Genomic DNA, 18,489 nt, shown 5'->3' with positions numbered 1-18,489 from the left:
GCGCGGACAGCGCGAAACACCCACCGCGCGGTCAATAAAAAACGCGCCCGGCAATTCTCGCCGCGCGCGTTTTTTATCCCGCAGCGCCGCAACCTCAAGCGCCGCTCAAACCACTCAGTCGCTCACGGCCACCTGATTCTTCCCATCCCGCTTGGCCCGATAGAGGCCCACATCGGCGGCTTCGATCAGCGTCGTCACCGGCTCGGTCTGCGACGGCACGCGCGTCGCCGCGCCGACGCTGATCGTCACGATGCCGGTCGCGGAACCCGAATGCGTGATCGCCAAGCCCTCGATCGCGAGGCGCATCTTTTCCGCCAGCAGCCGCAAGCCGCCCGCCGACGTGCCCGGCACCACCACCGCGAACTCTTCGCCGCCGAAGCGCGCCGCGAGATCCGGCGAGCGTCCCAGGCATGATTCGACGGTTTGCGCGACGCGCTTGAGCACTTCGTCGCCGGCGACGTGCCCGTAGGTGTCGTTGTAGGCCTTGAAGTTATCCACGTCGATCATCAGGAAGCCGATTGCGGTTCTGTCGCGCATGCCGCGACGCCATTCGGCGGCCAGATACTGATCGAGGTAGCGCCGGTTCGACAAACCCGTCAGCCCGTCCGAATGCGTGAGCCGCTGCAATTCGAGGTTGGTCGCGAGCAACTGCTGCTGTGATTGACGCAGCGCCCGGTAAGCCTCGTCGCGTTGCACCAGGTTCAGATAGGAGCGCGAGTGATAGCGGATACGCGCGATCAGCTCGATACGGTCCGGTAGCTTCACCAGATAATCGTTCGCGCCGGCTGCGAAGGCCGCGCTTTTCACGAGCGGCTCTTCCTTCGTCGACAGCACGATGATCGGAATATCGCGCGTCGCCGGATTCTGCCGGTATTGCCGCACCAGCGTGAGGCCGTCCGTACCCGGCATCACCAAGTCCTGAAGGATCACGGTCGCGCGCGTTTCCTCGGCGCACAGCACCGCTTCTTCGGGCGACGCGCAATAGTGGAAGTCGACGCTCGCTTCGCTGGCCAGCGCCTGGCGGATCGCCTCGGCGATGATCGCCTGGTCGTCGACCAGCAACACCATGATCGGGCACTCCGCCGCGGGCGGAGTGCCGAGGATGCGCGCCAACGCGTCGTCGATGGCGAGATTGGGCGCGTCGTCCGCGTTCTCCGCGAGCGTCTGCGGGTTCGCGTCGTCTTCTGCGAGGCTCCGCGCGGCGGCGTGCTGATGCGGTTTCGGGGTGTCCATGTTGTTCAGTCAGAATGAATGTCAGTGAATCGGGCTCGTCGGTGGCCTGGTTGTGTTCTATCGGGCGCTGACCGCCGCTGCCAACGCGGCGGCAATGCGCGGCAACGGCAGGATCGCGGCGGCGGCGTCGAGCGCCGCTGCCGCCTTCGGCATGCCGTACACCGCGCTGGTCGCCTCGTCCTGCGCGATCGTGTGGTAGCCCTTGGTGCGCATCGCCTTCAGGCCGATCGCGCCGTCTCGGCCCATGCCGGTCAGCAGTACACCGATTGCGCGCGCCGGCCAGCGTGCTACCACGCTGTGAAAAAACACGTCGGCGGAAGGGCGATACGGCGTTTCTTCCGGCACGCGCGTGTAGCCGAGCACCTCGGGCAGTTTCAGATGCAGATGATCGTCGGTGGCGGCGAGCAGCACGACGCCCGCTTGTGGCCGGTCGCCTTCCCGCGCGATGCGCACCGGCAACGCCGATTGCTGGTTCAGCCAGTCCGCCATGCCGGCCGCGAACGCGGCGTCGACATGCTGCACGATCACGGTTGCCGCGTTGAAATCCTTCGGCAGCGCGGCGAGCAGGACGGCGAGCGCGGCCGGGCCGCCCGCCGACGCGCCGATTGCCACCAACGGCGCATCGCGACTGCTCACGCGCGCGATGCCCGCGGCGGCCGCCGCGCCGGGCGCATGACGTTCCTTGATGAGCGCGCCGATGCGGTCGATCTTCGCGATCAGCATGGCGATGCTCCTGTGCGCGTCGGGGCCGCTCAGCGACGGGGTATCGACGGCGTCGAGCGCGCCCGCGCCCATCGCTTCGTAGACGCGCCACGCGTTCGCGCCCACGTCGACGGTGACGATCAGGATCGCGCACGGCGCGCGCGCCATGATGCGGCGCGTGGCCTCGATCCCGTCGACATTCGGCATCACGAGATCCATCAGCACGATGTCGGGCCGTTGCGCGGCGCAAAAGTCGACCGCCTGCTGGCCGTCCTGCGCGACCCACAGCACGTCGTAATCGTGGCGCGCCGCGAGCGCGCGCCGCAACGCCTCGACGGCGAGCGGCATGTCGTTGACGATTCCGATCTTCATGAGTGTTACCCGTAGGCCTCGCCGATCAAATCATGCACGGCATCGAGCAGTGCTTCGTCATGGAAACTGCCTTTCGCCAGATAATAATCGGCGCCCGCGTAGAGCCCGGCGCGGCGGTCCTCTTCACGATCCTTGTACGACACGATCATCACCGGCAGCGCGTGCAACTGCGGATCGCGCTTGATCAGTGTGACGAGCTCGATGCCGTCCATGCGCGGCATGTCGATGTCGGTGATCACGAGGTCGAAGCGTTCGCCGCGCACCGCGTTCCAGCCGTCCATGCCGTCGACGGCGATCGTCACGTCGTAACCGCGCGTGGCCAGCAACTTGCGTTCGAGTTCGCGCACGGTGAGGGAATCGTCGACCACCAGCACGCGGCGCGCGGCGCGCCGCGCGTTCAAGGCGCCGCCGGGCTGCGCATGCTTCAGAGCGCCGCCCGCGACGAGCCGTTCGACCGAACGCAGCCAGTCGTCGACATCGGCGATCAGCACCGGATCGCCGTTCTCCATCAACGCGCCGGCCGTAATGTTGCGGATCTTGCCGAGACGCGGGGCGAGCGGCTGCACGACCAGCATCCGCTCGCCGAGAAAACGGTCGACCACCACGCCGTAAGTCTGCGGGCCGTCGCCGATCACGATCATGCAGACCGCGCCGCTGTCATCGGCGGGCGGGGCGGTGTCGAGAATCTGGTGCGCGGTGACCACGCCGATGCGCCGGCCCGAGAACGCGATGTGCTGATGTCCTTCGAGCAGTTCGATGTCCGCGCGGCTCACCTGCAAGGTGCGGTTCACGTGTGCGAGCGGCACCGCGTAGGGCTCGCCCGCGACTTCTATCAGCAGGCTGCGGATTACCGACAACGTGAGCGGCAACTGCAATTGCACGCGTGTTCCGAGCCCCGGCTCGTGGGTGATCCGCACCGTGCCGCGCACGCGCTTGACGACGTCGAGCACCGCGTCGAGCCCGACGCCGCGGCCCGACACCTCGGTCACCTGATCGCGCAGCGAGAAGCCGGGCAGGAACAGGAATTCGAGCAGTTCGGCTTCCGACAGACGCGCGGACGTCTCCTCGCTCGCCAGCTTCTTGCGCACGATCGACGCCCGCAGCGCGGCGAGATCGATCCCCGCGCCGTCGTCGGAAACGGTGATCAGCAGCGCGCCGGCCATGTGACGCGCGTCGAGCGTGAGCGTGCCTTCTTCCGGCTTGCCGCGCGCGAGCCGCACGGCGGGCGCTTCGATGCCGTGGTCGAGCGCATTGCGCAGCATGTGACCGAGCGGCGCTTCGAGCAGATCGAGGATGTCGCGGTCCACCTGGGTCGATTCGCCGACCAGATGCCAGCGCACTTTCTTGCCGAGCGAACGCGCCACGTCGCGCACCATGCGCGCGAGTCCGCTGGTGCCGTCGCCGAACGGGCGCATCCGGCATTGCAGCGCGGCGTCGTAAAGCTGTTGCGACAGATGCGTCGAACGGCGATCGAAGCTCTCCAGATCGGCGAGACGTTCGCCGAGCAGATGCTGCGACTCGGTCGTAAGGCGCCGCAGTTCTTCGAGCGCGGCATGCGCGCGCGGGTCGAGCTTCTGGTCGGCGAGGGCTTCGTGCAACTGGTCGAGCGCGTGGGTGCTGTCGCGCTGCACGCGTTTGACGCGCAGCATGGATTGCGCGAACGGCTTCAGCCAGCGCGATTCAACCAGAGATTCACCGGACAGCGACAGCAGGCGGTCGAGGTTGTCGGCGCGCACGCGCAGCATGCGGCCGGATTCGGCGGTTGTGCTGCTGGCGGTGTTGGCCGTTGCGGGTGGTGCAGGGGGCGTGTCGGCCACGGCGCTCGCGGGCGTGACGGACGCGGCGTGCGTGGTCGTGGCTTCGGCGCGCAGCGCGCCCGCCAGCAGGTTGAACGCGGCATCGGTGTCGGTGTCGGTGTCGGCGGCAGCTTTGCTTGCAGTCGCTGATGATTCAGCGACCGCGTCGGATGTCGGCTCCGCCGCATCGCGCCGCACCGCCGCGCCATGCGGCAAGACTGCCGCCACACGCGCCTGCAACGCGGCCACGCACGCGTCGACCGCGTCGCGCGCCGATTCGTTTTCATCGTTGCCGATGCGCGCGATGATGTCGACGCCGCGCAGCAGCTCGTCGATCCATGCGGCGTCGAGCCACGCGCGTCCTTCCTGCGCGGCGACGAAGCAGTCCTCCATCGCATGCGCGAGTTCGACGCCGGCCTGCACGCCGACGATGCGCGCCGCACCCTTCAACGAATGCGCGGCGCGCATGCAGGCCTCGAGCGCGGCGGCGTCGCCGGGGACGCGCTCGATCACGAGCAGGCCGTCGTTGAGCACGCGCGCCTGAGTCCGCGCTTCTTCGCGGAACAGGTCGATCAGCGACGGGCGGCGCGGGTCGGTCATCCGAGGCTCCGGTTCAGCGTGTCGAAGAGCGCGTCGGCGTCGAGCACGCCGACGCTCAGACCGCGCCACGGCGCGACCGCGCGCGTATGCGCGGCGGCCGCTTGCGACAGCGTCGCGGGCGCCGCGCAGAAGGTAGCCGGCGCGAGCCGATGCACGCCGTCGACCTGATCGACGGGGAATACCGCGTGCTCCTCGCCGCGCGACACCACCAGCAGGCGCGGCAAGTCGTGACGCGTGCGCTCGTCGCCCTCGTCGCGTGCGGCGGTGCCGGCGTTGGTGCCGCCCTCGAAGCCGAGCAGATGCGCAAGCGACAGGCACACCAGCAATTCGCCCTGAACGTTGACGACGCCCAGTACCGCGCGATGCTGTCGATGCGGCAACGTATGAATGGACCGCGTCTGCACGATGCGTTTGAAGATCGGCGTGGGCAGCGCGAGCCATTCAGCGCCGATGCGGAACACGAGGAACGATTCGCTCGACGATTCGCCCGCAGCCTGTCCGTCGCGCTGCTGATGCGCGGGCGCGCGAAGGTCGTGGCGCGAGAGATCGACCAGCGGAATCGGCTGTTCGAGCAGTCTGGCCGCGGCCGTTTCGAACACGGGGCAATTCAGGCAGCGCACGTATTCGGCGAGCCGCTCGCACGACGAATCGCCGCGCACGCCGATGCGGTTCCAGCAATCGTCGAAGCCCGCGATGCGATGTTCAGGCACTTGCCGCTCCCTGCGCGCGCGCCGCGCGTTGCATCAACCGGCGCGCACCGTCGCGATCGCCTTCGAGTTCGAGGAGCATCGCCAGATGCGCGAGCGCTTCCGCATGCTGCGGATCGAGATAGAGCGCCTTGCGGTACTGGCTGCGCGCGAGGTTGGTGTCGCCGTTGGCGTCGGCCAGCACGCCGAGCAGATAGAACGCGTCGGCGTGCGGCGCGTGGCGTTCCAGATAAGCATTGATCGCGGCGGCGGCTTCGGTGAGGCGGCCCGCGTCGGCTAACGCGTGCGCGGCTCGCAGCGTGTCGCGGGCCGCGCTGCTTGGTGCGTCGATTCGCGGCGGTTGCGGGCCGTGTGACGGCAATGCGGGCGTCGACGGCTTGCGCGGATGAGGCGCGAACGCGGTGCGAAAATTGGATTGCATCGCGCTGTCGAGCGGCGCGATTCGCGTCACGCCGTCGAGCGCGGCGCGCGCAAGTGGATCGGGCCACGCGAACGGCTCGGCTGTAAACGCCTGCGCGGGAGCAAGCGCGGGCAACGGCGAATGGGTCATCGCGAGCGCGGCGGCGGTGGCAAGCGGCGCGGCGATGGGCCGGCCGTTCGACAGCGGGTCGTCGGGCGCCGCGCGATGAAAAGCGAACGCCAACGGAATCTTCGCGGACTGCATGCCGTGGCGCATCAGCAATCCAGTTTCCGCCGGACCGACGAACAGCGTGCCGTTCTCGGCCAGCACGCTGTTGAGCGCGTGCAGCGCGGTTTGCTGCGCTTCGCGGTCGAAGTAAATCAGCACGTTGCGGCAAAACACGAAGTCGTACACGCCGAGCGCCGACGCGTCGAGCTGCATCAGATTGGCGCGCGAGAAGCGCACAGTATCGACGATGCCCGGCGCGAGACGCCAGCCGTCTTCGGTGCGCGTGAAGTGCGCGTCGCGAAACGCGAACGCATTGCCGCGGAACGAATTGCGTCCGTAGACCGCGCGCTGCGCTAGCGCCAGCGAGCGTTCGCTGATATCCATCGCGTCGATGCGAAAACGCGTGGCGTCGATGCTCGCGTCGAGCAAGGTCATCGCAATCGTGTACGGCTCTTCGCCGGTCGAGCAGGGCAGGCTCAGGATGCGCAGCGGCAGCTCCGCGCCACGCTCGTCGAGGCGCTCATGCGCGAGCCGCGCGAGCGCCTTGAACGCGTCGGCGTCGCGATAGAACCAGGTCTCCGGCACCACCACGGTTTCAATCAGCGCCTGCACTATCGCCGGTGATCTCTGCGTCGCGTCCCAGTAGTCGGCGAACGTGGCCTGCGCGTGACCGTCCGCGTACCAGGCGGCGGCGCACTGATCGACCGCACGCTCGATCGCACTATGGCCGAGCGACGCCGCGTCGAGCCCCATGGTTCGATGCAGCAGCTCGGCGAAGCGTCGATAAAGCAGCGCGTTGTCGTGATGCGCGTTCATGCATGCGCCTCGGGAAACAGCAGCGCCCTGACGTCGTCGGGCAGCAGATGCTCGACACGAACCCACTGCACCAGGCCGCCCGCGTCGCTCGCGACCGGGCCGAGATAGCGCGCGTGCGGCATGTCGATGCCGGTCTCGTGAAATGCTTCGGCATCCAGACGAATCGTGCGGGTCGCGCCTTCGAGCAGCAACGCGAGCAGCCGCACGGCGCCCGCGTGCGGATAGCGCACCAGCACGACGCGCGTCGACATCAGTTGCGCGGCGGGGCGGCCGAGCGCGAGCGCCGGCAGGTCGATCAGCGGCAGCGGCGCGCCTTCGTGATCGAGCACGCCGGCCACCCAGGACGGCGCGCCGGGGATCGCCTTCGGCGGCGCTTGCGGCGTGAGCGGCATCAGACGCTCCACCTGCGTCGCGTCGATCACGTAGCGTTCGCTATCGAGCGTGAAGAGGATGAAAAGCATCAGCGTGTGGGCGGGCGTAAAGAGGGCGGGCTTTGACGGTTCGCCTTGCGGCGCGCGTCAGGCCACCACCTTGAAGCGCGACACGCCGGTGCGCAGGCTGTTGGCGACGTGTGTCAGATCATCGATGGCCTGAGTCGACTGGCGCAGCGATTCCGCCGTCTGCTGCGCAGCCTCCGACAGTTGCGTCAACGCCTGGGTGATCTGCTCGGCGCCGGTCGCCTGGGTCTGCATGCCCTCGTTGACCATCGAGAAACGCGGCGCAAGCTGCTGCACCTGCTGGATGATCTGCGTGAGATGGCCGCCGACGTTCTGCACGTCGAGCATGCCGCGCCGGACTTCCTCGGAAAACTTGTCCATGCCCATCACGCCCGCGGCCACCGCCGACTGGATCTCCCTGACCATTTGCTCGATGTCGTAGGTCGCGACGGCGGTCTGATCGGCGAGGCGGCGGATCTCGGTCGCCACGACCGCGAAGCCCCGGCCGTATTCGCCGGCTTTTTCCGCTTCGATCGCCGCGTTCAGCGAGAGCAGGTTGGTCTGGTCCGCCACCTTGGTGATGGTAGCCACGACCTGGTTGATGTTGCTGGCCTTTTCGTTGAGGATCGCCAGCTTTGCATTGACCGAGCCGGCCGCTTCCATCACGAGGCGCATCGTTTCTTCCATGCGCGCAAGACCGGTGTGACCGGTGCCCGCGAGCGCCGCCGACTGGCCCGCCACTTCCGAGACTTCGTTCATGGTGCGCAGCAGATCGCGCGAGGTCGCGAAGATTTCACGCGAGGTGGCGCCGATCTCGGTGGTGGTGGCGGCGGTTTCGTTCGCGGTGGCCTGCTGCTCGCGCGAGGTCGCGGCGATTTCCGTCACCGACGTAGTCACCTGCATCGCCGACTTCTGCGCCTGGCCGACCAGCGCCGTGAGTTCGTCAGTCATGCGGTTAAAGCCCGCTTCGAGCGCGCCGATTTCGTCCGCGCGGTTCAGTTGCAGGCGTTGCGTCAGATCGCCGGTGCGCATCACGTCGACCACCTGCAGCACCTTGGCCATCGGCGTGGTGACGGCGCGCAGCAGCCAGTAGCCGGCCAGCACGGCGACAAACGCGGCGAGCAGCATCATCACCAGCAGCACGATGCGGGTCGTCTCGACCGAATTGCGGATGCTTTCGGCGGCTTCGTCCGCGTAGGTTTTGTTGTCCTCGACCAGCTTGCGCACCGAGAGGCGGCCCGTTTCCCAGATCGGCGTGAGCTGCGTGGCGAAGATACGCGCGGCGTTTTCCTTCGAACCCGGCAGGGTGTTCAGCAGCGCCGCCTGCACGGGCAGGTACTGCGTGTGCTGCTGGCGGAAATCGTTGAACAGTTGCCGGTCTACGTCGCGGAAAATCGTCACGCCGTAGTCATTGAGGAGCTTCTGCAGCGTCTGCTGGACTTCCTGCAGGCGCGCAGAGTCGCGCTTGGTAGAGTCGGGGTCCGCGTCGACGTAGATCAGACGCTGCGTCACCGAATAGTTTTCGAACCAGGCCGCTCGCATCGCGGTCGCATAGTAGAGGCCGGGCATCGAGTCCTGCTGCTGGCTCCTTGCGTCGCGGTCGATGCCGCCGAGCTGCTCAAACGTGACGATTGCCATTGCCAGCATCACGATCAGCACGATCCCGAAGCTGCACAGAATCCGTTGCCGGATGGTCCATTGTTTCACGCACACGCCCCTTACTTTTTTGGCGTTGTTTCGACCCCGGGGCTGTTCGACATCGGTCCGCCTGGATCGAAGGATAGGAAAGCTTTGCGAATCGCCAGATTTATCTGACGGTAATGCGGCGAATTCTACATTGATCGGGAGATTGTTTGAGCCTGCAGAGCCGGGCTGCTCATGGCGCCGGCGCGATCGCGCTACTTGCAGTTGTATCGTAATGTTCCGTTACCACTTGCAGCATCTATTTCGGCCCATGCCGTTCACAATCGGTGCCATGCCTGAACGGCGGGAGATAAACATGAAAAAGATCGCATTGGCGTTGGTGATGGCGGGAAGTCTGTGCGTGGCGGGGCAAGCGTCCGCTCACGATCATGGCGGCGACGTGGTTGGTGCGCTGATCGGCGGCGCGGTGTTGGGCGCGGTGGTGACGTCCGCGTTGAATCCGGCGCCGGTGGTGGCTTATCAACAGCCTGTTTATGCACAACCGGCGTATCAGCCCGCGCCGGTTTACGCTGGACCGCCGCCGGGATACTGCTACGACCAGTACCAGCGCGCGTATGTCGCGTGCGGGGCGCCGCCCCCCGGCCAGTATGGGTACGGGCAACCTCAGCCGCAACCGGGGTGGTAATCGCCCGGGGCGTGCGCAATGAAAGCGCGCCGCGATAAAAAGGCCGTCGCTCGATGCGACGGCCTTGTCATTTGATGCACCGCTCAGTGTTTGTGATGAAGCCACTCCGCGTAGTGCGTATCCAGCCAGCGCTCGTATTTGGGCGGCTGCGTGTGATGGTGATAATGGGACGCCGCCCAGATGGCAAGGCCGACCACCAGCATTACGGCAGGCCCCATCAAGTAAGCGATCAACGATTCAGACATCGGACCCTCCCTATCGACATGCATCGTTGCTTCAGTTTAGGCGATGGAATCGGGGAAAGAAGGACGGAATGAGGTGTGCGCAAGAGGAGGCTTGTAGGGCGCAAAACCTTGCCCTTTAAAACCTGATGTGGAATGTGCTTTTCTTTTCTGAGTCGTAGTTTGCGGCCGCGCTAGGTTGACTTGTGTACCAACGGTTTCGGGCGCTGCGGCCAGTTGTCGAGGCCGGCCAAAACCTCGCCAATGTCAGTCAGATCGAACTGATCACTGCTTGCCGTCCGGCGTCAATCTGCCTGTCGACGAAGTCCGCCCAACGCTGAACGATTCGACGCTGCTCCGTCACGTCATTCTGTTGGCAGGGGCTTTCCGTCTCAAGCGCCGATGCGCTATCGAGTGCTGCATCTCGCTGCGCGACCTCGCGCAAATGCGTCGACGCCGTGCGCCGAAAGTCATGCAGCACGAAATGCTCGACCTCGAGCCCGAGTGCCATGACCGCCTGGTTCAGCGTGCTTTTCGCAATGGGCCGGTCGTCGCCCCTCACACTCGGGAATACGAAGTTCCGGCTCGCCTTGGCGCGGTGAAGCTCGCGCAGCATCGATACCGCCTGATGCGAAAGATAAACAACGCGATCCCGATCGGCGTTCAGACGCGCGGCGGGGATCGTCCAGACCGCATGGTCCAGATCGAATTCCGCCCACGCCGATTCGACCAGGTCCGACTTGCGCACCATCGTCAGCACCAGCAGATGCAGCGCCAGCTTTAGCGGTCGGCGAATACTCGACGCGTCGATCGCGCGCAGCATGGTGCCGATCTCTTCGCCGGAGAGCACGCGGGTGCGGCTGTCGAAGGTGGCGATGGAGCGTGCCGGCACGACCTCGGCGGGATTGCGGTGGGTGAGTTGCCGGGCGATCAGATACACATAGAGCCGTTTGACCACGTTGCGCGTGTGCAGCGCCATTTTCGGCGAACCACGGCTTTTGATCCGCTCGCAGATCGCGACGATGTCCTCGGGGGTCACGGCGTTGATCGGTTTGCCGCCGATTGCCGGCAACACGTCCTTGTCGAACGCGCGGCGGGTCGTGCGGCGATATTCGTCCGACTTGCCCGCCATGGCCGTGGCGAGATAAAGCTCGGCCGCTTCGCGCAGAACGTCCGCTTTGCTTTCGGCGCCACGATCTCGCCGCGCGGTGGCGACCGGTGAGATGCCCTGCGCGACCATCTCCGCATACTTCTGCGCCTTGGCCCGTGCAACGCGCAGCGAGATCATCCGGTAGTCGCCGATGGTTGCGAGCGGCTGGCGTTTGCCGTTCAGCGTATAGCGGAAGCGCCAGACCTTCGTGCCGGTCGTCATGACTTCGATCACGAGGCCGTGGCCGTCGGCGACGCAATAGCGGGTCGCGCGCGGCTCGAGCGCGCGGATTTGGGATTCGGTGAGGGGGACGGCTAAGCGGGGCATGCTCGGATCGTTGGTGCGCGGACAGCGGCGATTTTAAACCTTGCGCGTGCTGTGTACCAAAGATTTAAGCCTTTTTGTGTTCACAGTGGCTGACGAACGGCACGGCGACGCAGAGGATGGGAAGCGCTGAAAGCCTTATCTGGCAATCATCGTCACCGCATTCAGAATTCGCAGCTACTTGCCGATACAGAATCTGCTGAAAATCACCCCGAGCAGATCATCCGAACTGAATTCGCCAGTGATCGAGTTCAGTTGATCCTGCGCGAGCCGCAGTTCCTCGGCGAACAGATCGAGTGCCTGCGAGTTCTGGTCCGCGTGCGCCGCGGCCGTCGCCAGATGCTCCTCGGCGGCGCGCAACGCAATCAGATGCCGCTCGCGCGCGAGGTAGACGCTTTCGGCGCCCGCCTGCCACCCGGCGATCCGCAGCAACTCGTCGCGCAGCAGCGCCACGCCGTCGCCCTGTTTCGCCGACAACCGCACCTCGCTGAGATCGAGGTCCACATCGAACGCTTGCGTCGCGGGCGCGAGGCCTGTCAGGTCCGTCTTGTTCAGCACGCGCACCACCGGCACGCCGGCAGGAAAGCGCCCGGCGATCGTCTCGTCCTCCGCGGTCATGCCGGTGCGCGCATCGAGCAGATGCAACACCACGTCCGCGCGCTCGATCTCGTTCCACGTGCGCTCAATGCCGATTTTCTCGACCTCGTCCTCGGTATCGCGCAGGCCTGCGGTGTCGATCACGTGCAACGGAATGCCTTCGATCTGGATGGTCTGCGCGACTTTGTCACGCGTGGTGCCCGCGATCGGCGTGACGATGGCCAGCTCCGCGCCGGCCAGCGCATTCAGCAGCGACGATTTGCCGACGTTCGGCTGGCCCGCCAGCACCACCGACAAACCTTCGCGCAGCAACGCGCCTTGTCGCGCTTCGCTCAACACGTGCGCGAGGCGCTCGCGGATGCGCGCGAGTTTGCCGCGCGCATCGGCGGCTTCGAGGAAGTCGATCTCTTCCTCCGGGAAGTCGAGCGTCGCCTCGACCAGCATCCGCAGCGTGATCACCTCTTCGACCAGCGCATGGATGTCGCGTGAGAACGCGCCGTCGAGCGAGCGACCCGCCGAGCGCGCGGCAGCCTCGGTGCTGGCCTCGATCAGATCGGCGACGGCCTCGGCCTGCGCCAGATCCAGCTTGTCGTTCAGGAAGGCGCGGCGGGTGAACTCACCCGGCTCGGCCAGCCGCAGACCGAACGCACGGCCGGCGTCGATGCAGCGCTGCAGCACGAGTTGCAGCACGACCGGACCGCCGTGGCCTTGCAGTTCGAGAACGTGTTCGCCGGTGTACGAATGCGGCGCCGGAAAGTACAGCGCGATGCCGCGGTCGAGCGCAGCGCCGCTGCCGTCGAGGAACGGGACGTAGCTGGCGTGGCGCGCCGCGAGTGTCTGGCCGGTGAGCGTCCGCATGAGCGGCTGGGCCGCTGCCGCGCCCGCGCGCCCGAACGAAATCCGCACGACACCGATGCCTCCCCGGCCGGGCGCGGTAGCAATGGCGACGATGGGATCGGAGTCGGTGGTCAGCATGGGAATGTCGCAAAAAGCGGAGAGAAGGGCGGGACAGCGCCGGTCGTCGCAGCGCGAGGCATTGTAACGCGGGCGCATATCGCGACCGCTCGGAGCACCGGAACTCGAGTTTGTCTGCGCTTTGTCGGGCAAATCGGATTTATCTCAAATAAGCTAGGTTTGCTACCGCGATATCTCAGAATCAATAGGACAAAATAAGACAACCAGCGCGCGAAGAAGCCGGCCAGATAAAGAAGAAGCGAAAAAAATCAAATTCCCGAAAACGCTTTGCCCGACGCGCGCAACAAGCTAAAACTATCTCAAATACGCTAAGACTAAGCTTGCCAGGTTGTCAACTGGTTGGACGCTGAATTGCACAATCTGGCCCATGCCAACCGACAAAGAAAAAGCCGCCTTCGCCAAACGGCTGAAGGATCTGCTGGAGCCGCTCAAGATTCGCGGCGGGACCAAGCTCGCCGAGCAATTCAATCTGCGTTATCACGGCGAGCGTCCCGTTACACCGCAAACCGCGCACAAATGGCTCACCGGCACGACGATCCCGAAGCCGGACAAGCTGCGCACGTTAGCCGAATGGTTGAACGTCAAGGAGCATTGGCTTCATTACGGACCGCCGCCGGGTTCGAGCAGCAGACCGCTGGCGCGCGGCGAGAAATATCCGCCCACGCCGGAGACGATCGAACTCGCTTCCAAGATCGCGTCGCTGATGCCAAAAGACCGCAACCTCGTCGAGGAAATGATCGAGCGCTTTTACGGCGAGGGCGCTGAAGAGTAATAGAGGCGTTAGCTGAGATTCGAGCGCCCATAGAAAAAGCCGCCCGGTTTGCGCCGGGCGGCTTTTTTGTCGCTGCGCTGTCAGCCAGCGTCGGCTTGCATCAAACGGGAGGCGGGCTCTGCCGCCCGCCGCCTCGAACAGGGTCTCAGGCCGGCTTCACCTTCGACTTGCCCATCATTCGCGTGATGTAGTACTGCTGTGCGATCGACAGCACGTTGTTCACGACGTAGTACAGCACCAGACCGGCCGGGAAGAAGAAGAACATGACCGAGAACGCGATCGGCATGAACATCATCATCTTCGCTTGAACCGGGTCCGGCGGTGTCGGGTTCAGCTTGGTCTGCAAGAACATCGAGACGGCCATCAGGACCGGCAGGATGAAGTACGGGTCCTGTTGCGACAGATCCTGAATCCACAGAATCCACGGCGCACCGCGCATTTCCACCGACGACAGCAGCACCCAGTACAACGAGATGAACACCGGAATCTGGATCACGACCGGCAGACAGCCGCCGAACGGATTGACCTTCTCGGTCTTGTACAGCTCCATCAGCGCCGAGTTCATCTTTTGCGGATCGCCCTTGAAGCGTTCGCGCAACGCCTGCATGCGCGGCGTGATCGCCTTCATGCGCGCCATCGACTTGTAGCTCGCGGCCGACAGCGGGAAGAACACGGCCTTGATCAGCAGCGTGAGCAGCACGATCGACCAGCCCCAGTTGCCGACATAGCTATGGATCTTCTCGAGCAGCCAGAACAGCGGCTTCGCGATGATCGTAACCCAGCCGTAGTCCTTCACCAGTTCCAGACCCGGCGCGATGCCTTCGAGCATGCGCTCTTCTTCCGGACCGGCGAACAGGCGCGCCGACACGCTGACCGTCTGGCCCGGCGCGATGGTCGGCAGCGGTTGCTTGACGCCCACGCGGTACAGCGACGGATCGATCTTCTCGACGTAGATGTCGCGCTTCGCACCCTGCTGCGGAATCCAGGCCGACGCGAAGTAATGCTGGACCATCGCGATCCAGCCGTTATCGGCCGAGGTCGCGTAATCCTGCTTGTTCTTGTCGATGTCGCCGAACGTCATCTTCTGGAAGTGATGCTGGTCGGTGTAGACAGCCGGTCCGATGAACGTGTGCGAGAAGCGCGGCGTTTCCACCGGCTGGTCGTCACGCACCAGTTCCATGTAGACCGACGGCGACACCGGCGTCGTGCCGACGTTCTGGATCTTCGTGTCGACGCCGATCACGTAGCTGCCGCGCGTGAACGTGTAGGTCTTGATGACCTTCACGCCACCCTTTTCCGGCGACTCGAAGCTCAGGCTGAACGATTTTTCGTCGCCCTTCAGTTCGGTCTGCTGATTCGGCATCAGCGTGAAAATGTCGTTGTGGTTCGGGAAATCGCCGCCGAGCAGACCCGTGCGGGCCAGATAGGTGTGATTGTTCGTGCGGTCGAACAGCGTGATCACCAGATCCGGCGTCTTGCCGTCGCCCTGCTTGACGAGCGACAGCCGCGACAACGTGCCGCCGCGGGTATCGATCTCACCGCTGTAGACGTCGGTGGAGAACTTCACGAGTTGCGATTGTGTCGCCGCCGGCGCGTTGCCGGGCGCGGCTGCGTTGGTGGCCGGCAGATCGGCCGGCTGGGTTCCCGGCGTCGTGGTTCCCGGTGCGGCGCTACCGACGGTCTTGGTCGGCGTGGCGCTCGGGAAGAACATCGACGGGCGTCCGTGGTCGCGTTGCCAGTTGTCGAACAGCATGACAGCTGACATGAAAAAGATGACCCATAGGACGGTGCGTTTGATATCCATGCGTTGTCTCAGTGTCGATGGAACGGCGCGTCAGCGCTTTTCAGAAGTGGGAGGCGGGACGAGATCGATGCCGCCCGCGGAAAACGGGTGACAGCGGCAAATACGCCTGGCGGCGAGATAAGTCCCGCGCGCGGCGCCATGATACTGGATTGCTTCGCGCGCGTAATCAGAACAGGAAGGGTAAAAACGGCACCGGTTGCCGAGCATTGGGCTCACGGCAAGCTTGTAAAAACGCAATAAAGCGATGAGTACCGTTTGCATGGCAGATGCGGCCGGACGGCGCCGCGCAACGTGGAGTACCGGGTGATGCCCGCGCAGCACGGCTGCCAAAGCTGCCTGAACTGCTGAAGCTCGCATACGGGCGATCACTTGAGCGTCATTCCGTCTTGGGCGCTTCCGCGGGCGGCGCCTCGCGACGGACAATTTCGCGCGCTGCCTTGTCGAGCAGCGCCTCGATTTCGCTGCGGCACAACGCTTTCAACGGCGGTGACGAAGCGCTCGGCAAAACCTTCTTGTCGAAACGCGTGTGCAAGCGCAGCAGCACATCCCAACCGCCGAATTCCGCGCGACGCAGCCGGAAAGCTTCACGCGCGATTCGACGCACCAGATTACGCGTGGCCGCGCGCGGCGCATACTTCTTGCCGATCACGAGGCCCAAGCGAGCTTCGTTGCCGGTGGGCCGGCCGTACACCACGAAGTGCGCGGTGCGTCGCCACGGGCGCAAACGAAAAACGGATGAAAATTCATCCGTTTTCAGCAGCCTCGCGGCTTTGGGGAAGGCGGCTTGCGCTCGCAACGGAACCGAGCCCTGTTGCTGCGCCCCTGCCGCTCCCGCTTCGCCGCGGGCTTCGGTCACAGCGCGCAATCCGCTCGCCTTAGATGGCGAGGCGCTTGCGGCCCTTCGCGCGGCGTGCGTTGATGACCTTGCGGCCACCTGCGGTCTTCATGCGAACGCGAAAGCCGTGGGTGCGCTTGCGACGGGTGACGGACGGTTGGTAAGTACGTTTCATGTTGCTCTCACTTGATCGAAAAAAAACCGCGCGATCATCGCTGAAAGCGCAATGGCCGGAGGTTTACTGAATTGGTTTTCGCGGAACCCGCTATTTAAACCGCTTTTCCGTTGGCCGTCAATAGTTTAGCCTGGTTCGGCCGCGAGCCGGGCCTCGTTCGCCAGCTGATCCGTCCCTGTGGATAACTCCCTTGCCGGTCCGTTTTGGCGTTAGAATCTCGCCTTACTTCCCAAAAATGCTGCACGCCGCTCCGGCTCGCTTTTGCCGCAAACCCTTGTGGCACAAGCGTCTGGGGCCGTTACGCCTGGCTGCTCAGGGCCTTGTTGCGTGCGCGCGACAGGGGCAGCGGCGACCGCCGTGCACACCATAACGACAGCAACTCGATGAACGATTTCTGGCAACACTGTTCCGCCTTGCTGGAGCGTGAGCTCACGCCCCAGCAGTACGTGACGTGGATCAAACCGTTGGCCCCGGTCGCCTTCGACGCCGCTGCGAACACACTTAGCATCGCTGCGCCGAACCGCTTCAAGCTCGACTGGGTCAAGAGCCAGTTCTCCGGCCGCATCGCGGATATGGCCCGCGATTTCTGGCACGCGCCGGTCGATGTGCAATTCGTACTGGACCCGAAGGCAGGCATGCGCGCCCCGGTGGCGACGTCGCCGGCGCCAGCGCGTCCGGCTTCGGCCGCGCCAATGGGTGGCAATGCCGGCGGCGGCGGCGCGATTGACTCGGCCGTGGGCGCCGTGCAAGCGGCGCAGATGGCCCGCGCCAACCATGCGATGGCCGCGCAAAACGCGAGCGCCCGCGCGGCGGCCGAAGATGCCGCCGACCTCGATCTGCCGAGCCTCGACGCGAACGAAGCCGCGGCCGCACGCCGCACGTGGCGCCCGGGCCAGAGCGCGGGCTCGAGCAGCAGCGGCGAAAATGACTCGATGTACGAGCGTTCGAAGCTGAACCCGGTTCTGACCTTCGACAACTTCGTGACCGGTAAGGCCAACCAGCTGGCGCGCGCCGCGGCAATTCAGGTCGCGGACAACCCGGGCATCTCGTACAACCCGCTGTTCCTGTATGGCGGCGTGGGTCTGGGCAAGACCCATCTGATCCACGCAATCGGCAACCAGCTTCTGATGGACAAGGCCGGCGCGCGGATTCGCTACATTCACGCGGAACAATATGTGTCCGATGTGGTGAAGGCGTACCAGCGCAAGGCGTTCGACGACTTCAAGCGCTATTACCACTCGCTCGACCTACTGCTGATCGACGATATTCAGTTCTTTTCGGGCAAGTCGCGCACGCAGGAGGAATTCTTCTACGCGTTCGAAGCGCTGGTCGCGAACAAGGCGCAGGTGATCATCACCAGCGACACGTATCCGAAGGAAATCTCGGGTATCGACGACCGCCTGATCTCGCGCTTCGATTCCGGCCTGACCGTCGCGATCGAGCCGCCCGAGCTGGAAATGCGCGTCGCGATTCTAATGCGCAAGGCGCAATCGGAATTCGTCAGCCTGAACGAGGACGTCGCGTTCTTCGTCGCCAAGCATCTGCGCTCGAACGTGCGCGAGCTGGAAGGCGCGCTGCGCAAGATCCTCGCGTATTCGAAGTTCCACGGCCGCGAAATCACGATCGAACTGACCAAGGAAGCGCTGAAAGACCTGCTGACAGTGCAGAATCGGCAGATTTCGGTAGAAAACATCCAGAAGACCGTGGCGGATTTTTACAGCATCAAGGTCGCGGACATGTATTCGAAGAAGCGTCCGGCGAACATTGCGCGGCCGCGGCAGATCGCGATGTACCTAGCGAAGGAGCTGACGCAGAAGAGCCTGCCGGAAATCGGCGAGCTGTTCGGCGGGCGCGACCACACCACCGTGCTACATGCAGTGCGCAAAATTGCCGACGAGCGCAGTAAGGACGCGCAACTGAACCACGAATTGCACGTGCTGGAGCAGACGCTGAAGGGCTGAGCGGCCCGGACGGAAAAATCGACCTGTTTATTTTCAAACTCGCCCCCATTTTAGT

17 protein-coding genes are annotated in these 18,489 nt (G+C 64.7%); 3 read left to right on the top strand and 14 right to left on the bottom strand.

From position 1 onward, the window contains the following. Positions 1–114 precede the first annotated feature (114 nt). Genes P0D89_RS02270 through P0D89_RS02240 form a run of 7 tightly spaced genes read right to left on the bottom strand, consistent with a single transcriptional unit; the run spans position 115 to position 8,998 of the window. Positions 115–1,233 carry a diguanylate cyclase gene (locus tag P0D89_RS02270; RefSeq protein ID WP_408362200.1) on the bottom strand — a complete coding sequence of 373 codons (1,119 nt, stop codon included), beginning with the start codon at positions 1,231–1,233 and terminating at the stop codon, positions 115–117. A gap of 57 nt (positions 1,234–1,290) precedes the next feature. Then, positions 1,291–2,307 (bottom strand): chemotaxis response regulator protein-glutamate methylesterase, encoded by a 1,017-nt coding sequence (locus P0D89_RS02265; RefSeq protein WP_408362201.1) that lies wholly within the window; start codon positions 2,305–2,307, stop codon positions 1,291–1,293. Positions 2,308–2,312: 5 nt separating this feature from the next. Then, positions 2,313–4,703: a hybrid sensor histidine kinase/response regulator gene (locus P0D89_RS02260; protein ID WP_408362202.1), complete on the bottom strand. Its 2,391-nt coding sequence runs from the start codon at positions 4,701–4,703 to the stop codon at positions 2,313–2,315. Next, the gene (locus P0D89_RS02255; protein ID WP_408362203.1) at positions 4,700–5,413 is read right to left on the bottom strand and encodes a chemotaxis protein CheW; all 714 of its coding nucleotides are present in this window, start codon (positions 5,411–5,413) and stop codon (positions 4,700–4,702) included. The genes P0D89_RS02260 and P0D89_RS02255 overlap by 4 nt, the downstream gene beginning before the upstream one ends. Beyond that, entirely contained in the window at positions 5,406–6,854 is a 1,449-nt protein-coding gene (locus P0D89_RS02250) for a CheR family methyltransferase (RefSeq protein ID WP_408362204.1), read from the bottom strand. The genes P0D89_RS02255 and P0D89_RS02250 overlap by 8 nt, the downstream gene beginning before the upstream one ends. Further along, positions 6,851–7,315, bottom strand: coding sequence for a chemotaxis protein CheW (locus P0D89_RS02245; protein WP_408362205.1), 465 nt, complete (start codon positions 7,313–7,315; stop codon positions 6,851–6,853). The genes P0D89_RS02250 and P0D89_RS02245 overlap by 4 nt, the downstream gene beginning before the upstream one ends. A 57-nt stretch (positions 7,316–7,372) precedes the next feature. Continuing rightward, positions 7,373–8,998, bottom strand: coding sequence for a methyl-accepting chemotaxis protein (locus P0D89_RS02240; protein ID WP_408362206.1), 1,626 nt, complete (start codon positions 8,996–8,998; stop codon positions 7,373–7,375). Positions 8,999–9,290: 292 nt separating this feature from the next. Here P0D89_RS02240 and P0D89_RS02235 point away from each other — a divergent pair, with 292 nt between their 5' ends. Then, positions 9,291–9,620 (top strand): ecotin precursor, encoded by a 330-nt coding sequence (locus tag P0D89_RS02235; protein ID WP_408362207.1) that lies wholly within the window; start codon positions 9,291–9,293, stop codon positions 9,618–9,620. An 83-nt stretch (positions 9,621–9,703) separates the two neighbouring features. On the opposite strand, the gene P0D89_RS02230 is transcribed toward P0D89_RS02235, so the two are convergent. From P0D89_RS02230 to mnmE, 3 genes are all read right to left on the bottom strand, one after another. After that, positions 9,704–9,865, bottom strand: a complete 162-nt coding sequence (locus P0D89_RS02230) for a hypothetical protein (RefSeq protein ID WP_408362208.1) — start codon at positions 9,863–9,865, stop codon at positions 9,704–9,706. A 247-nt stretch (positions 9,866–10,112) separates the two neighbouring features. After that, positions 10,113–11,318 (bottom strand): tyrosine-type recombinase/integrase, encoded by a 1,206-nt coding sequence (locus tag P0D89_RS02225; protein WP_408362209.1) that lies wholly within the window; start codon positions 11,316–11,318, stop codon positions 10,113–10,115. Positions 11,319–11,492: 174 nt separating this feature from the next. Then, the gene (gene mnmE / locus P0D89_RS02220; RefSeq protein ID WP_408362210.1) at positions 11,493–12,887 is read right to left on the bottom strand and encodes a tRNA uridine-5-carboxymethylaminomethyl(34) synthesis GTPase MnmE; all 1,395 of its coding nucleotides are present in this window, start codon (positions 12,885–12,887) and stop codon (positions 11,493–11,495) included. Positions 12,888–13,254: 367 nt separating this feature from the next. Between mnmE and P0D89_RS02215 the strand changes: the two genes are divergently transcribed. Next, positions 13,255–13,659 (top strand): XRE family transcriptional regulator, encoded by a 405-nt coding sequence (locus P0D89_RS02215; RefSeq protein WP_408362211.1) that lies wholly within the window; start codon positions 13,255–13,257, stop codon positions 13,657–13,659. Positions 13,660–13,804: 145 nt separating this feature from the next. Here P0D89_RS02215 and yidC read toward each other — a convergent pair whose 3' ends face one another. The 4 genes from yidC to rpmH all read right to left on the bottom strand — a co-directional run bounded on the left by yidC (position 13,805) and on the right by rpmH (position 16,473). Next, the gene (gene yidC, locus P0D89_RS02210) at positions 13,805–15,463 is read right to left on the bottom strand and encodes a membrane protein insertase YidC (protein ID WP_408362212.1); all 1,659 of its coding nucleotides are present in this window, start codon (positions 15,461–15,463) and stop codon (positions 13,805–13,807) included. A gap of 30 nt (positions 15,464–15,493) precedes the next feature. Further along, entirely contained in the window at positions 15,494–15,724 is a 231-nt protein-coding gene (gene yidD / locus P0D89_RS02205; protein ID WP_006050604.1) for a membrane protein insertion efficiency factor YidD, read from the bottom strand. Positions 15,725–15,839: 115 nt separating this feature from the next. Then, positions 15,840–16,319: a ribonuclease P protein component gene (locus P0D89_RS02200; RefSeq protein WP_408362213.1), complete on the bottom strand. Its 480-nt coding sequence runs from the start codon at positions 16,317–16,319 to the stop codon at positions 15,840–15,842. A gap of 19 nt (positions 16,320–16,338) precedes the next feature. After that, on the bottom strand, positions 16,339–16,473 hold the full coding sequence (rpmH, locus tag P0D89_RS02195) for a 50S ribosomal protein L34 (RefSeq protein WP_004198824.1): 135 nt from the start codon (positions 16,471–16,473) through the stop codon (positions 16,339–16,341). Positions 16,474–16,856: 383 nt separating this feature from the next. On the opposite strand from rpmH, the gene dnaA reads away from it, so the two are divergent. Then, on the top strand, positions 16,857–18,434 hold the full coding sequence (dnaA, locus tag P0D89_RS02190) for a chromosomal replication initiator protein DnaA (RefSeq protein WP_408362214.1): 1,578 nt from the start codon (positions 16,857–16,859) through the stop codon (positions 18,432–18,434). Positions 18,435–18,489: the final 55 nt, after the last annotated feature.

The sequence above is a fragment of the Paraburkholderia sp. RL18-085-BIA-A genome, from assembly GCF_046027075.1.
Classification (GTDB): Bacteria; Pseudomonadota; Gammaproteobacteria; order Burkholderiales; family Burkholderiaceae; genus Paraburkholderia.
This window is presented reverse-complemented; position numbering and strand designations above follow the sequence as displayed.